Source organism: Microcoleus sp. Z1_B2 (genome assembly GCF_036700325.1).
Classification (GTDB): Bacteria; Cyanobacteriota; Cyanobacteriia; order Cyanobacteriales; family Microcoleaceae; genus Microcoleus.
On sequence record NZ_JAUBOQ010000008.1, the window covers coordinates 84,658 to 99,939 of the forward strand.

General features: G+C 45.4%; 12 protein-coding genes. 7 read left to right on the forward strand and 5 right to left on the reverse strand.

The features are described from left to right. Positions 1 to 306 precede the first annotated feature (306 nt). From QT984_RS06670 to cbiD, 3 genes are all read right to left on the reverse strand, one after another. A complete protein-coding gene (locus tag QT984_RS06670; RefSeq protein WP_333054638.1) occupies positions 307 to 522 on the reverse strand; it encodes a hypothetical protein in 216 nt (71 codons plus the stop codon). 512 nt (positions 523 to 1,034) lie between these two features. Continuing rightward, positions 1,035 to 2,648 carry a glutamine-hydrolyzing GMP synthase gene (guaA, locus tag QT984_RS06675; RefSeq protein ID WP_445242999.1) on the reverse strand — a complete coding sequence of 538 codons (1,614 nt, stop codon included), beginning with the start codon at positions 2,646 to 2,648 and terminating at the stop codon, positions 1,035 to 1,037. A gap of 332 nt (positions 2,649 to 2,980) precedes the next feature. Continuing rightward, complete coding sequence (cbiD, locus tag QT984_RS06680; RefSeq protein WP_333054640.1) at positions 2,981 to 4,102, reverse strand: cobalt-precorrin-5B (C(1))-methyltransferase CbiD; 1,122 nt, start codon at positions 4,100 to 4,102, stop codon at positions 2,981 to 2,983. 167 nt (positions 4,103 to 4,269) lie between these two features. On the opposite strand from cbiD, the gene QT984_RS06685 reads away from it, so the two are divergent. From QT984_RS06685 to QT984_RS06705, 5 genes are all read left to right on the forward strand, one after another. Next, on the forward strand, positions 4,270 to 4,569 hold the full coding sequence (locus tag QT984_RS06685; RefSeq protein WP_333054641.1) for a hypothetical protein: 300 nt from the start codon (positions 4,270 to 4,272) through the stop codon (positions 4,567 to 4,569). Between the two features lie 270 nt (positions 4,570 to 4,839). Beyond that, entirely contained in the window at positions 4,840 to 6,282 is a 1,443-nt protein-coding gene (locus QT984_RS06690) for an MFS transporter (protein WP_333373631.1), read from the forward strand. 630 nt (positions 6,283 to 6,912) lie between these two features. Beyond that, a complete protein-coding gene (locus QT984_RS06695) occupies positions 6,913 to 7,935 on the forward strand; it encodes a DUF2235 domain-containing protein (protein ID WP_333373579.1) in 1,023 nt (340 codons plus the stop codon). A gap of 70 nt (positions 7,936 to 8,005) precedes the next feature. Then, positions 8,006 to 9,652, forward strand: coding sequence for a peroxidase family protein (locus QT984_RS06700; RefSeq protein WP_333373583.1), 1,647 nt, complete (start codon positions 8,006 to 8,008; stop codon positions 9,650 to 9,652). 199 nt (positions 9,653 to 9,851) lie between these two features. Next, positions 9,852 to 11,054: a catalase gene (locus tag QT984_RS06705; protein ID WP_333373586.1), complete on the forward strand. Its 1,203-nt coding sequence runs from the start codon at positions 9,852 to 9,854 to the stop codon at positions 11,052 to 11,054. Positions 11,055 to 11,432: 378 nt separating this feature from the next. Here the strand turns inward: QT984_RS06705 and rpsD are convergent, their stop codons facing one another. Further along, positions 11,433 to 12,041: a 30S ribosomal protein S4 gene (gene rpsD / locus QT984_RS06710; RefSeq protein ID WP_172190738.1), complete on the reverse strand. Its 609-nt coding sequence runs from the start codon at positions 12,039 to 12,041 to the stop codon at positions 11,433 to 11,435. Positions 12,042 to 12,238: 197 nt separating this feature from the next. Here rpsD and QT984_RS06715 point away from each other — a divergent pair, with 197 nt between their 5' ends. Then, on the forward strand, positions 12,239 to 12,868 hold the full coding sequence (locus tag QT984_RS06715) for a hypothetical protein (protein ID WP_333054647.1): 630 nt from the start codon (positions 12,239 to 12,241) through the stop codon (positions 12,866 to 12,868). A 102-nt stretch (positions 12,869 to 12,970) separates the two neighbouring features. Then, on the forward strand, positions 12,971 to 13,318 hold the full coding sequence (locus QT984_RS06720; protein WP_333054648.1) for a rhodanese-like domain-containing protein: 348 nt from the start codon (positions 12,971 to 12,973) through the stop codon (positions 13,316 to 13,318). Between the two features lie 92 nt (positions 13,319 to 13,410). On the opposite strand, the gene QT984_RS06725 is transcribed toward QT984_RS06720, so the two are convergent. Then, positions 13,411 to 15,135: an AAA-like domain-containing protein gene (locus QT984_RS06725; protein ID WP_333054651.1), complete on the reverse strand. Its 1,725-nt coding sequence runs from the start codon at positions 15,133 to 15,135 to the stop codon at positions 13,411 to 13,413. Between the last annotated feature and the right edge of the window lie 147 nt (positions 15,136 to 15,282).

Genomic DNA, 15,282 nt, shown 5'->3' on the forward strand with positions numbered 1-15,282 from the left:
CCAGCACCTCGGGCTGAACTTCGCTCGTATAGGCTGTTTGATCCATCGTCTCGGGTGGGTCGTTGACCAATTACATTCTAATATAAAGCCGTCCTAAAAGGACGGGGTTTCTACCCAAATTTGTGATGAGATGCTGGATGGTATCCGTCATAATGTTTATGAAGTTCCCAACGCTAATCGTCTATGTCAAAAGTGCATGATACAAAAAGCTATCCTTGTAAAGGACGATCGCAATATCAGTGACTGGTCTAAACTTTCCCAATCGAAAGCTCTTGTAGAGTGTCGAGTTCTCAACGAGCTTTCTGCTTACGAGACGATGGAGAGTTCATCACTGACTTGAATCCTACCTTTGACTAGGGAGCGAATCAGACGATCGAGTGAGCCACGTTCTTCTTCACTGATAGACTCATCGAGGATGGCGGCCATCATGCCGTAGCGGTCAGCCTTGGTAACGCGGTGAGTATCGGTGACAGTGGCAATTAATTCGTTGATAGCGCCGGGGAGAAGATTAACTGGATACATGGGATTGTTTTGAACTCGACACCTTAATCATCTCGTGGTTTCTCCTAAGAGCAAGTGATGGTGCTGGTTTTTTTCCGTGATAATACTGAAAATCTTCGGTGAACCAAGTCCGTGTTACCAGTGATCGAAGTCACAACATTGAAACTAATGCAGCGGTGGAACAATTAGAACCCACATCTTGCACCCTTCTCAAGAACAGGCTTTTCGGCCTGTTCCACAAAGAGTGAATTTTCTTGTGGAACAGGCCGAAAAGCCTGTTCCTAAAATGCTTATCGAGAATGGTGCAAGATGTCAGTTAGAACCAACCTTCGGCCCTTCAAGTGTCACAGTGATAATTTTCGTTTTTCACGAGTCTGAACCTCTTGCTGTGCAAATGTTTCAGACCTTCATAGGAAGAACTACCTCTTCTTCAATCACTTGTCAACAAGTAACGACTGTTGACTTTTTATCCAAAATCAAAATAAGTAGACAGACAAAAAAATTAGTCCGCCTACTTAATCGCTAACTAGAAATCACTCCCACTCGATCGTTCCCGGTGGCTTAGAAGTAATATCGTAAACCACTCGGTTCACCCCCTTAACCTCATTCACAATCCGATTCGAGATCAGTTCCAACAAATCGTAAGGAACCCGCGCCCAATCAGCCGTCATCCCGTCTTCACTCTTAATAAATCGCAAGACGATCGGATAAGCATAAGTGCGCTGATCGCCCATCACGCCTACACTGCGAATCGGTAGCAAAACTGCAAAAGCTTGCCAAAGTTCACCGTACAATCCGTGCCGGTTAATTTCTTGGCGAACAATGAAGTCAGCATCCCGCAAAATATTTAGTCTCTCGGAGGTAACTTCTCCGATAATCCGAATCGCCAATCCCGGGCCGGGGAAAGGTTGTCGGTTCACTATTTCTTCGGGAAGCCCGATCGACCGGCCGACTTTTCGCACCTCATCCTTAAACAGTTTTCGCAGCGGTTCAATCAGCTTAAATCGCAAATTTTTCGGCAAACCGCCGACGTTGTGGTGGCTTTTAATTTTAACAGCAACTCGCTCGCCACTTTTGGGGTCTGCATTCGTGTCAGCCGACTCAATCACATCAGGATAAAGAGTACCTTGTGCGAGGTAGTCAAAGGGGCCCAGACGCTTCGATTCTTCTTCAAATACGTTGATAAATTCGTGACCGATCCGCTTGCGTTTTACTTCAGGATCGGTAATCCCTTCAAGTTGAGCTAAAAACCGTTCGCGAGCATTGACATACTCAACGTCAATGTGGAATTGCTCTTTAAATAATTTTACCAACCGTTCTGGTTCATACTTCCGCATAAACCCTTGATCGATAAACATACAGGTAAGTTGGTCGCCGATCGCCTTATGCAGCAAGAAAGCCAAAGTAGAAGAATCTACACCGCCCGATAGAGCCAGCAAAACTCGTTTATCTCCCACTTGCGCGCGAATTTCGCGAATCGATTCCTCCACAAAAGTAGCAGTCGTCCAAGTCGGTTCGCACTCGCAAATGTGGTAAACAAAATTGCGAATTAAAGCTATTCCCCCGATCGAGTGAACTACTTCGGGGTGAAACTGAACCCCGTACAAATTTTTCTCGTGGTTAGCCACAGCAGCACACGGAGTATTGTCTGTGTGAGCGAGGATTTCAAAACCCGGTGGCAGTTGAGTACACGAGTCTCCGTGGCTCATCCACATCGTGCTGCCTTCTTCGACATTTGTCAGCAAATCTGTAGGATCGTCAATAAATAGCGATGCCTTGCCATATTCGGCTAACTTAGCCCGTTCAACCGTGCCTCCGAGCTGCTTTACCATCAACTGCATCCCGTAACACACTCCCAACACCGGTATTCCCAAATTCCAAATTTCTGGGTCGCAGTGGGGTGCTTTTTCATCGTATACAGAACTTGGGCCTCCTGAAAGAATAATTCCTTTAGGATTGATAGCTTTTAACTGTTCTGCCGTAGTGCGGTAAGAAATTACTTCTGAATATACTTGAGTTTCGCGAATTCGACGAGCAATCAGTTCGGAATATTGCGAACCGAAGTCGAGAATCACGATGATCTGGCGATCGATCTGCTGCATTAAAGAGTTTGTGAGAACGGACTCAGTTTCTATTTTAGTAGTCACGGTTATTGCGTAATTGCTAAGTGCTAATTGGGCAGAAAGTAGCGGACGTATCTGTCGCGCTCTCAGTACAATTCTAAGGAAGACTAGGAACCATTGGTCGCTAGGAATAAATCTTATTGATACTAGATTGCCGTCAGCGATGTTAGTCGATTAATCGGGTACAGGGCCATAGATTTACTTCGATCCTTACCCTAATTAATTGAATTCTTGCTTCAGAAATAGCTTCCCGAAGCAACCTAGTATAATTAAGGTTTAGGGACAGAGAATTATTACTTGTTAAATATTATCCCTGACCGATGTTTTAAACAGAATTCAGGGATATTCACACTACATTAACAAATTTGGGTCAAAAATGTATCTCCTATGTCACTTTTAACAATAATTTTGCGATCGCGCCCGAACATCACCGAGCCCACGGGGATGTGCAAGTTAGTGTGAGTAAAAATGCAATCCGATGACCGCAAGTCTATTTGTCGGGCGATGTCGCCGTAAATTAGATCGACCCAATTGCTCCCAAACTCGGCGTCTAAAGCCCGCAGTTGCCCGAGAGCCTCTTCGGCTGTCGCTGCGGCAAAAATTGCGGAACACGCATCAGCCGGCATTCCAGCCTTAGCACAGTAAGCTGTGAGAATTTCCCTGCGCCCGTCAGCGAGGTGGTGGTGAGTGTGAAAAATTCCCGCCGCCAATTTCATCAGTTTCCCGTGATAGCCAAACAGCAAAATTGACTGCACGCCCTGATATCCGGCTTCTACCAGCAGCGGGCCGAGCCAGTTAGCGGTTTTGACTAACCTCTCACGATTAATCCCCAGTTGTCGCGCCAAATCCAAGCCGTTTTCGCCGATGCAGAAAACCAAACAGTCAAACAGTTCGGCTTTTTGTTGCAGTTGTTCGCGGTAAACTTCCAACTGTCCAGGGGCGCTCAGCGGTTGAGAAATGCCCGTTGTACCCAGCAGCGAAAGTCCTTCTACCACGCCGAAAGCTTCGTTAGAAGTGCGGGTGGCTAGTTGCCGCCCAGACGGCAGAATCAGGGTGACAGTAATTTTTTCTCCCCCTGCGAGTTCTCGGCTCAGATTCGATCGCAACAGTCGCATTGCGTAATCATAGATCGCCGCCCCTCCACCGACTGTGTGACGCCCTATACCTTCACCGCCGAGAATCACAATCTGCTCTCCCTCTTCCCAATTCCCCAATTCCACCATTGCCCAAACGGGGGTATTTCGAGTCAGATCGAGATTGTCGCCCGGATCTGAGCGAGTCACTCCTAAAGCGGTATCAGTTTTGAGTACAGACGCCTGTTCGATCGGAATTTCTGCCGTTATTTGCGGTTCCAGTAAATTTACTGATACGCTATCAACAGACTGGATACCTGCGCGTAAGCACCGCAAAGCTGCAAGTGCGGCCGCACAGGCAAATACTGGCAGTGTATACCCCGATAAAGGTTGAGTTTTGGTCACGATCAAATGCAGAAATACATAAATTTGCTGGCGATCGACATCACGCCGTAGCAGTGATACCCCTCAAACATTTAAGCTTAATTTTAGGGTTTGTTATTATCAGCAGTTAGGGTAATTTTTGTCAAGTAATCATTTGGTTCTCCCAGTTGCTGATCGCAGCCACACTTTTGTTGAGGTGCGTTAGCGGAGCCCGCCCCTACGGGGGCTACGCCAACGTAGAGGATCGCCAACAACCCACTCCGAAGGCTTACGGGCCGGTGCGGGCGATTTTCACAAAAAACCCGGAATCTCGATCGCGAGCGCTGGGGCTGAACAAACGGATTCCAGGAATTAGGTACAAATCGTTAGCAGCTATACTCGGCAAGTCGATCGTCTTTCATTCTATAGATTTACCTAGCCGTAAATGTGTCAGAGCCGAGTCGAGGATCGGGCGAAATTTGTTTTGGCCCTTGGGGCGACTTGTTTGAGGCGGAATTCGAGCAATTGTTGGCAGGCGAAATGCTGCGATCGCTTCCTTGTTAAGCCCTAAAACCTACTTTTTTACAATTAGCAGATTTATATCTCCCAAGCGGTTGATGTCCCAGCGATCGCAAGTCATTTATATTGATCTGAATTACCCGGACGTGCCAGTCCTACTTTCGAGTTAGCCTCTTGAAGGTGGGGCTGGTTTTATCTAACCCTGTTACTTCAATTATCCAATCTACAATCTAAAACCTAAAATCTAAAATCGATTGACTATGGTTGAACCAGTTGCAGAGTTAAATGAACCTCTATCTCTTCAGACTGCAGAAATAGTAGAAATAGTAGACCCGAAAATATTTCAGCTCGTTCTCTCTCCAAAAATAGCTCTCAAATTTTCCAAAAAAGACGTTCGATCGACCCTGAAAGCCTCAACTCTAGACGGCGTTTTTGCCACTATCTTCGAGTCGGCGACCACCGGCGTGCTGCTGAGCAACTTCTTGCTGCAACTCGGCGCGAGTAGCGTGGAAATAGGTATATTCTTTGCTATTCCGATGGTGGTAAATCTCCTGCAACCATTAGGAGCCTACATCGCAGATCGGACAACCACCCGCCGCTCGTACAACCTATTTGTATTCAGCGTTTCGCGGCTGCTGTGGCTGGTGCTGGCGGTGGCAATTGTTTGGGGTTCCCAGCACCAAGATCCCCGCCAACTGCTGCAATGGACACTGGTAACAGTCGTAGCAGCTAGCGTGCTGGCAGCTTTTGCCAATTCTAGCTGGTTCAGTTGGATGGCTGCTGTGGTTCCTCAGCGCTTGCGGGGACGCTATTTTGGCTTTCGCAACAGTGCTGTCAGCCTCATCACTTTGCTGGGAGTGCCGTTGATGGGATTGGGAGTGTCAACTTGGGACGGCGGCCCAATTTTGGGCTACGGTATTGTTTTATTGGTGGGTGTTTTGGCGGGAATGATTAGTTTGGGGTGTCAATCCTTCATGGTTGATGTGAATCCCCAGGTATACAAAAAAAATGCACTGAACGATCGACTTACAAAGAAAAAAGAAAAGCAAATAACAGATTTTGTGCCTTCTGTGCTGAAAGATTCTAATTTTTTAATGTTTATTCTTTACTTCAGCCTATGGACATTTGCAGTTAATCTCAGCGCGCCTTTTTTTAATATCTACTTGCTGAAAGATTTAAGCTTGGATGTGAGTTTTGTAACGATTTACACCAGCTTAAGTTCCGGCGCAAATCTACTGCTGCTGATGTTTTGGGGTAAGTTGGCCGATCGCTGGGGGAATCGTCCGCTGCTAATTGCGGTTGGGCTGGTGGTGGCTGTAACCCCTTTGCTGTGGTTGGGTACGGGCAATTACCCGTTTGCCCTCTGGGTGTGGCTGCCGCTGCTGCACTTGTTGGGGGGAACGACTTTAGGGGCGATCGGGCTGTGTACTAACAATATTCAAATGGAGCTCGCGTCGATCGAGCAACCTTCGACTTATTTTGCGATCGGCGCTGCTGTTTCGGGATTAGCTGGGGCTTTGGGAACTACCGCCGGCGGCTTTCTTGCCCAACTTCCTGGTATGAGTTTGGGCTCACTGTTTGCCCTCTCGGCTGCTGTGAGGCTGGTAGGCTTGCTGCCTTTGATTTTGGTGCGAGAACCTCGTAGCCAGTCGCTGCGGTCGATCGTCCCCACTTTGGGACGTTTTAAATTTAATCGGGGCTAGGAAATTTTCGCACAAATTTACCGATCGAGAAACCAGAAAAACCCACAGATTGTTAAAAACTTCAAGCAGATCGCAGAAAACCTGAGAGTGACTGAGACAAAAATTAACCTAAAACATCGCCTAAATCTGATGTGCGGCAAATATCTCACTATTATCTTGCAGCCAACCGACAAATCGATAATATATAGCTGTTCTAAAAACTCACTGTGCAGACCGTAAATGTGTTTAAAGGTTCGTTAGCTAGGGCGTCGTATCACTACTTATGTTACGATAATCGAGCATTTTCCCTGAAGCAAACCTACGATTTCACGCTCTGAATTTTTTACGTTTTAGGATAATCGAGCATTTTCTCAGAACCAAACCTACGATCTCACGCTCAGCCCTTTTTGTATTAAGAAATATAAATATTATTCACATTTTAATACAATAAACTCAACTAGGTGGTGGTTTGAGACTACTATCCTGACAATCGAAATAACTAAAGATTGCCCACCCACATAACAATTTCGATCCAAAAACTAGCAGCGATCGCCTGACGCCATACAAAAAGGGGAATTGGCAATTCTCTTGTAACCGATGACCAATGACAGATCGCTCTCAAATTTCCGATTCAAAGAGAGACAAGTAAAAATGAAACGTCTAATCGTTTGCTGTGATGGCACTTGGCAACAACTCAATAGTAGTTACCCAAGTAATGTGATTAAACTTGCCCAGGCAGTGAAATCGACCGCCAGTGACGGGGTTCCGCAAATCGTGTTTTATGACGAAGGAGTTGGAGCGGATAGTAACAAGATTTTGGGCGGAGCCACTGGACTGGGAATCGATAAAAATATACAAGATGCCTATCGTTTTCTTTCTCTCAACTATGAGAAGGGTGACGAAATATATCTATTCGGGTTCAGTCGCGGTGCTTACACAGTCAGGAGTCTAACCGGGATGATTTATTGCTCCGGTCTCCTATCCCGCCCTCATATTACCAGGGCATCAGAAGCTTACGAGCTTTACCGTAAACGAGACATTAAACCAAAGGATCGGGTAGCAGCCAATTACCGCGAAGATTACGGCGATCGCGTCCCGATTACCTTGCTTGGTTGTTTCGACACCGTTGGAGCCCTTGGTATTCCTACTCTACCCGCCTTCAAGAAGTATGACGAACAGCTCAAGAAAAGGTACAGATTCCACGACACCACTTTAAATAAGTTAATTCAAAATGCGTTGCACGCCGTTGCGATCGACGAAGTTCGCGAAATCTTTGATGTTACGCCTATGAAAAAAAATCCTGATATTGAGAACCAGCGGGTTATTCAAGTTTGGTTTCCCGGCTCGCATATCTGCGTCGGCGGTGGATCGGAAGAATACAGCGGTTTATCAGATGCCGCCTTACAATGGATGATCGATTCAACCCGTAACCTGGGATTGGGGCTTGAATTCGATCCAAGTGCCATTCCCACAGGTATCAATCCCAATTATGAGATTGATTTTAAAAACAATCCTGGGTTCTTCAAATTGGCAGGAATCAAGTTCCGCGAGGTGGGCGATGCTATTGAGGATCTTCACGAAAGCACGATCAATCGATTAAAAAAACGCCAAGACTATCGACCTAAGAATCTGCAAAAAATTCTCTCCAAAATAATTGATAATATAGAAAAATGATAAAAATTTATCAAGCTCTCAGAACGGAACCTAATAAGACTATCTCATCTACAACAAAGGAAAAGCAATCATGAAAAGAGATACATCTAGAGATGGATTTAGCAACAAAGCTTTAGCATATACGTTGACTCATTTCAAACCAATTTGGAACTTAGTTCAAAGTTACGAGCCTCTGAAACGTAAACTAAACAAATTTTTTCTCAATAGCATCATTTACAAACTTCCGACTCGCCCGCTTCCCTATAGCTTAATGGGCTTAGATCCCAAAATTCCAGGGACAGATATTCCAAAAAAAACTGATACCTACATCTCTTGGGATTCACTTACAGACAAGACTTATACTGGGCGACATTTACCTCCCGACCCCGAATTTAACAAAGAAGGGAATTTACCACCACTGGGTAAATTAAAGACCTTATTTCAAAAAAGAGATGGAAAAACCATTTATTCAGACAAATCGACTCTGCTCTTTCCCTATTGGGTGCAGTGGTTTACAGATAGTTTTCTGCGGATCGATCAGCAAAACCGCTTCAAAAATACCTCCAACCATCAGATTGATATGTGTAATGTTTACGGGTTGACCCGCAAACAAACAAATATGCTCAGAGCTTTCAAAGACGGTAAATTTAAAACCCAAAAACTCAAGCGCAAAGATGGCGTAGAAGAAGAATATCCACTCTTTTATTATGCCGATCCTGAGCAGGGTATTATCGATCCTCAATTTGAAGGTCTTCATGCACCCCTTAATGATGAGAAAAGACAACCTCCCGAAAAGAAAGGCAAGCTATTTGCAATGGGAGTTGAACGGGCAAACGTCCAAGTTGGCTATGTCATGCTCAACACTTTATGTATCAGGGAGCATAATCGAATTTGTGCTGTTTTGTCCAAAAGCTATCCGGAATGGGACGATGAGAGGCTCTTCCAAACCGCGAGAAATATTCTCATGGTGATTGTTCTCAATATCATTATGGAAGAGTACATTTTCCACATTACGCCCTATAATTTTAGGTTCTTTGCCGATCCTGAAGCTTTTACCAAGGAAAGTTGGTATCGAGAAAATTGGATGGCGATTGAGTTTAGTTTTGTCTATCGCTGGCATAGTGCGGTTCCTGAAACCTTTACCTATGACGGGAAAGAAAAATCCATGTACGATTCCCTCTGGAATAATCAGATGTTAATCGATAAAGGGTTGGGTGCATTGATGGAAGAAACTTGTTCCCAACCAGGCACTAGAATTGGTTTGTTTAACACACCTGATTTTAAGATCGCAGGAACACCTTATACATTTATTGATGCTACCGAACTAGCATCTGTTAAACTCGGACGGCAGGCGCAGTTAGCCAGTTATAACGATTACCGCGAAATGTGTGGTTATCCCAGGGTGACTGATTTCAATCAAATTACGGGTGACGAATACGCTCAACAGAAATTAAAAGAGTTGTACGGTCATGTTGATAAGATTGAACTATTTGTCGGATTGTACGCTGAAGATGTGCGGGAAAATTCAGCAATTCCGCCTTTAGTAGCACGGATAATTGGCATTGATGCTTTCTCCCAAGCTTTAACTAATCCTTTGTTATCGCCTACAGTCTTCAATAAGGAAACTTTTTCTGAGGTTGGTTGGGAAATTATCCAAAATACCAAAACAGTCTCTGATTTAGTGAATCGTAATGTTCCTCCAAGCGATCCCAAGTACAAAGTCTCCTTCGAGCTTTAAGTTGTAGCTGACAACTAAGACTCAAGGTAGTAGGGGGCGCAAAGACACCTGCGCCCTCAAAAATGAGGAAGAAAAAGGCGATATTTTCGCAAGCGATAAGCTACGGCAATTCGGAAGCAATTGCACCAGCATTTATACTGTTTCACAGATGCAACGGTTTGTGTAGAGCCTTTTTTAGCGATTAACCAAAGGTTATGTTATGAACAAGAAGTTATTTACCGAATATCCCGAACAAGACGAACGCAAATATTACGATCTTTTGGTTGAGCAGGCCAAGCTTCGGATGGATAATCTTTACGGGGATAAGGATCGGGCGCTGCGAGATACTCACGCCAAAACTCATGCTTGCGTTAAAGGAACTCTGGAAATTTTTGACTTTGATGAGGAAGAGATTAAACGGGAATTGGGCAAACGCGCTTCGTTAAGTTCTTCGCAACTGAATGCGATTTCCCTTAAGCAAGGTTTGCTAGCAAAACCCAAACAATATCCTGTTTGGTTGCGATTTGCTAACGGGGCTACAAAAGTATACCCTGATTACCAAAAAGATTCGCGCTCAATCTCACTGAAAGTCATCGGGGTGGAAGGGGAACGACTGGCACAAAGCCACGAGTCAAAAACCCAGGACATCATTGTTCACAATTCAGAGATATTTGTGAGCCAAACCATCAAAGATTACTACGGCTTTTTTTCTGCTCTTGTTGAATCACCAGAGACATTGAAAAAGTGGCTAATTCGACATCCCAGACACTTTTTAGCTGTGTCAACGCTTACGGGTAGCCGGACTCCGAAGAGTTTGCTAACAGCAAAATATTGGAGCGGTTCACCATCTGCTTTGGGTCTCAATCCCGATTTCGATCCCTCTAAGCCGGGTCTAGTTCCTGTCGAATATCCTGCTGTAATTAAGTATGGGTTTACTCCGGTTTCATGCAAACCACCGCACGAGATAATTCCAGAACAATCTCGACCGGGAATTCCTAAAATTCCTTTTGTCGATCGCGCTAAAGCCTTGGGTTTAGATCCCAATAAGCCAGACAATTATTACCGGGACGATCTCATTCAAGCCTTGGCGAAACCTGACGCTCAATACTGTTGGGATTTTGGCATTCAGTTCCAAACCAGCCTAAAAATGCCGATCGACGATGGCATCAATGTCTGGAAGGAAAAAGAATCACCCTTCTTGAGAGTAGGTCGTCTCACCGTCAAGCATCAGATTATTGATTATGAAAAACAATCTGATTTCAACGAAAACCTGAGATATTCTCCCTGGAACGGCTTAGCAGTTCATCGTCCAGTAGGTGCGATCAATCGGATACGCGGTGTTGTTTACCCCGTTGTAGCGAATTATCGCCTTCAAAAGCGAGGTCTTGTCCACCAAGAACCCACAGGAGAAGAAACTTTTTAAGGGAGTAATTTGGGGCTGGGAAATCATTTAAGCCATCAGGCAGGTGTCGTCTGAGCAAATGGCAACTAATATCAAATCCGGTAGCATCGTCCTGTATTCATCTCTGTATTCTCTCCCTCTGCGTTCTCTGCGCCCTCTGCGGTTAAATCATTCCGATGCAACCGGAAACGATATAAAAGAAGTTAACAAGCGAAACCTTCAAAAAATCCCATCCCTTTTTAGGGGGTGGGAGTGTTAAAAATGATGAATTCTTAGTCCTCAGTCCTTAGTCCTCATTATTCAGTAGCAATTAATCAATAACTGGGTTCGTACCCAATTATTAATTATTCTGCTAGCAACCAACTGATGACTAATGACCAACGACTGATGACTAATAAATTAAGCTTGCCGTGAGTAGTATTCCACCACTAGCAGTTCGTTAATTTGTAGAGCAATCCACTCGCGTTCGATAACGCCATTAACTTTGCCAACCAGTTTTTGCTTATCAAATTCCAAGTGATTCGGCAAGTGAGCCAAGCCTGGGTCTTTGAGATTAGCTTCTACCATTGTGCGAGAGCGCTCTCTATTTTTCACAGCAACCACATCACCAGGCTTGCACTGATAGCTGGCGATATTGACTTCACGGTCATTGACAGTTATGTGACCGTGATTTACCAATTGTCTAGCGGACGGAATGGTTGGAGCCATTCCCATCCGAAACACAGTATTGTCCAAGCGCATTTCCAAAAATTGCAGTAACACTTGACCTGTGGAGCCCGTGACACGGCGGGCTTTGCGGACGTAACGGAGCAATTGGCGTTCCGTCACACCGTAATTGAAACGGAGTTTTTGCTTTTCTTGCAAGCGAACCGCATACTCAGAGAGCTTTTTGCGGTTTTGACCGTGCTGTCCAGGCGGATAATCTCGTCTGGGGGTTTTGCGGGTTAGACCGGGCAACTCTTTCAGGCGACGGACGATTCTCAATCGGGGGCCTCGATATCGAGACATTTATTTTCCTCTCTAATATCTGTATGCAATATTTATGCAGACTCTATATTATATGTTGGTAACGGTCAAAATTCAAATAAAGATCGATAAAAAAACGATCGACCGGAGGGCGATCCATAATGTGCGGTAAATTCTGAAGGAAAAGCCGATCGCTCGATCGCCCAAATCAGCCAAAAAAACTCACTACTCGATCTGCCATGCACAACCGCAATTTCTCCCGCACTTCTTCCCCAAAGCCAGCACCGACCGGCTCAAACCCTACCGGGCGCTGGATATTAGCTCTCGGCACGCAGCTAGCAGCACTTGGTTTGTTGGCAACAGCCCTGCCCATATCGCCAGCCTCAGCCATCACTATTAGAATTCCTCGCTCTAGGAATCCCTATCGCGTCTGCGCCTTGGAACTAATCGAAGCCGGAGTGGCAGCAGAGGCCGCCGCCGCCGCTTGTGCTGACGCCCTCCGCCCCCGCGACATATCTAAATGCGCCCTCCAAATCAACCGCAAAACCAAGATTTCTGGTGTCGAAGCGCTCTCTAGCTGTCGGCGGGTGAGGCGTCCCCAAGAATTGGCTACTTGCGTAGTGAATATTAACAGCAAAAGTCGAACTCAACCTGCCGATCCCCTGGTAGTGCTCGATGGATGCCGCCGCAGTTTATTGCCACAACAGTTTTCTGAATGCGTAGTCGGTTTGAGCGGCAGGCTCGAATTTCCCACTGACAGGTTAATCGCCACTTGTCTTGACCCCAGGGACAGCGTGAGCCAGTTGGACGGACGCCCTGCACCTACCCCTCCTGTGGAGCTAATTCCAACGCCTTCGCCCCTCAATTAATCACTGTTAACAGTTGACTGTTGACTGTTGACTGTTAACAATCTAAAATCTAAAATCTAAAATCTAAAATCGATTGACTGATGCCTACATTTTCCTAATCAAATGTCAGAAATTTTTGCTCAAATTACAGTCGAAGAATTAGCTCGCCAATTAGCAGAAACCAATGCTGAGAAATTGCAGCTTGTAGACGTGCGGGAACCTTACGAAATTGAACTCGCCGCGCTGCCGGGATTTGTAGCTTTTCCGCTGAGCGAGTTTGCCGAATGGTCTGGTGAAATTGACGCTAGACTCGATCGCGATACAGAAACCCTAGTTCTGTGCCATCACGGAGTGCGATCGGCTCAAATGTGCCAGTGGTTGACCGATCGAGGATTTACCAACGTTAAAAATATCGTTGGCGGTATCGATGCTTATTCAATGGTAGTCGATCGAACCGTCCCCCGCTATTAACATCAAATCCAGTTCTTAACTATCCTTTTCTTCAGAGTCCGCGCGGGCGGACTTTGTATGTGTAGAAACGAATAATATTTCCCCGGAATGAGCTAATTAACACCAGCAAATCGAAAATTGAAAAGCGTACTCATAGTGAGCCGATCGCGCCCCTGCCTTTTCGAGTCATAAAGAGCTTCATCAGCCGCCAGTAGCAGGGTTATCGCATCATTTTCCTCGCTGGGAACAACGCTGGCAATTCCCAAACTAATCGTTACCACAGAATTAGGTAGACCGTCAAGACTCTGCGGGTTAAAAAGAATATTCAAAGCTTTCACTTTTGCTCTAATTTGTTCGGCAACAACCAGAGCCGCCGACGCATCAGTTTCCGGTAAAATCACAGCAAATTCCTCGCCCCCGTAGCGAGCAGCTACATCAGCAGGACGCTGGAGCGATCGGCGAATTGTCTGAGCTACCAATCGCAAACAATCATCTCCTGCTTGATGTCCGTAGGTATCATTATATATTTTGAAATAATCGAGATCGCACAAAATTAAAGATATCGGAGACCCCTCGCGAGCCATGTGTTTCCATTCGGTTCGCAAGCAACTATCAAAATACCGTCTGTTGCCAATTTGAGTAAGTTCGTCCACATTCACCAAAGCTTGCAGCCTTAGATTTTCTTGCTGCAACTCCTCAAAACGAACCACCGATAACTTGTCCTCGCACAAATTTTGCCCTTGAAAATACAGGCGATATAATTCGCAAGACAAACTACAGTTATTTCCCTCTAATTTGACAAGTCCCATGCTGTCTAACTGATAAGCCATCAAAGGTTCGAGGTGAACGCTATTTTTAGCATCGACAACCTGTTGGAATGCGGAGGCGAGTTCGGGCTGCTGTTGAATGGCGATCGACTGATTTTGCAAGTAGTCGCTATAAATTCCGCTGTGAGTAGGAGCTGCTGTTAACAATTCTGCCAACTCGGCTAGCCCCAGTTCATTCCCTGGTTCATCCCGATCGACAAAGAGGCGATTTTGTTGCAAAATTGCCAGGTGATACAGCGCTAAATGCACTAAATAAGGATGCCCGCCTACCATGTTCATTAATTGCTCGATCGGAGCGCTATTGCTCCAGTTCAGTCCGTGTCTGCACGCCAAATCTTGAACTTGTTCAGCAGTAAATTCTGAGAGTTTAATCGGCATTCCTACATTAAATGGAGATTGATTAAGCCTCAAAGCAATATAAATCTCGGTCGAATGAATGACAACAATGCGGAGTTTTTGCCAAATTGTGCTAGCGCGAGCTTGTTCATACCAAAAACGGATAATCGAAAGAAAATCTTGAGCAATGTTAGTCCGTTCAAATATGCGATTTATTTCGTTAATCACCAAGACAATAGGACTGTCAATTAGTTCGAGCAAATAGTTTTCAAAGTAAATTGTGCAGCTGACCTTGCTGCCCATATCTTCATCCCAGAATTCATCAATATTTGGTTCGAGTTTGAGTTGCCGAGCGACATTGACACAAAGCCAGCGTAAAAATTTATCTAAACTAGCAAAAACCGCTGCGTCAGCTTGCTGAAAGTCTACAGTTACTGTGCGGTATCCACGATCGACTGTCGCGTGAACTATCCGCAGCATCAGCGAACTTTTGCCCATTTTTTTGGGAGCTTTAATGCGAACAAGGCCACCGGGTTTGCTAATTTCTGCACAGGCCAGGGCTTCGGCCCCTGAGCGATCGATATAAAATCGAGAGTCAAGCGGTATGGGGCCGCCGGGAAATTCTAGGTCTGCAACTGTTTGGATCAAGTTTGGTAATTTTTGGAGTCCTGCCATAGTCGTTCCGCAAGGCGATACCCTGACTGTATCTTACTGTGCATCAACCTTTGTCAGGTTAGGGGGGAGACGAGCGGTGTCCAAGATCGATCGACAATCCTAAAAAATCTAAGTTTTTAGGGACTTCCCGGAACTCACTTTGCTATA

Bases quoted from the DNA above. Each gene is read 5' to 3' on its own strand.
- QT984_RS06670 (WP_333054638.1), bottom strand. From the start codon at position 522: ATGTATCCAGTTAATCTTCTCCCCGGCGCTATCAACGAATTAATTGCC.
- QT984_RS06700 (WP_333373583.1), top strand. From the start codon at position 8,006: ATGAAAAGAGATACATCTAGAGATGGATTTAGCAACAAAGCTTTAGCA.
- QT984_RS06725 (WP_333054651.1), bottom strand. From the start codon at position 15,135: ATGGCAGGACTCCAAAAATTACCAAACTTGATCCAAACAGTTGCAGAC.
- QT984_RS06720 (WP_333054648.1), top strand. From the start codon at position 12,971: ATGTCAGAAATTTTTGCTCAAATTACAGTCGAAGAATTAGCTCGCCAA.
- QT984_RS06715 (WP_333054647.1), top strand. From the start codon at position 12,239: ATGCACAACCGCAATTTCTCCCGCACTTCTTCCCCAAAGCCAGCACCG.
- QT984_RS06705 (WP_333373586.1), top strand. From the start codon at position 9,852: ATGAACAAGAAGTTATTTACCGAATATCCCGAACAAGACGAACGCAAA.
- QT984_RS06695 (WP_333373579.1), top strand. From the start codon at position 6,913: ATGAAACGTCTAATCGTTTGCTGTGATGGCACTTGGCAACAACTCAAT.
- rpsD (WP_172190738.1), bottom strand. From the start codon at position 12,041: ATGTCTCGATATCGAGGCCCCCGATTGAGAATCGTCCGTCGCCTGAAA.
- QT984_RS06690 (WP_333373631.1), top strand. From the start codon at position 4,840: ATGGTTGAACCAGTTGCAGAGTTAAATGAACCTCTATCTCTTCAGACT.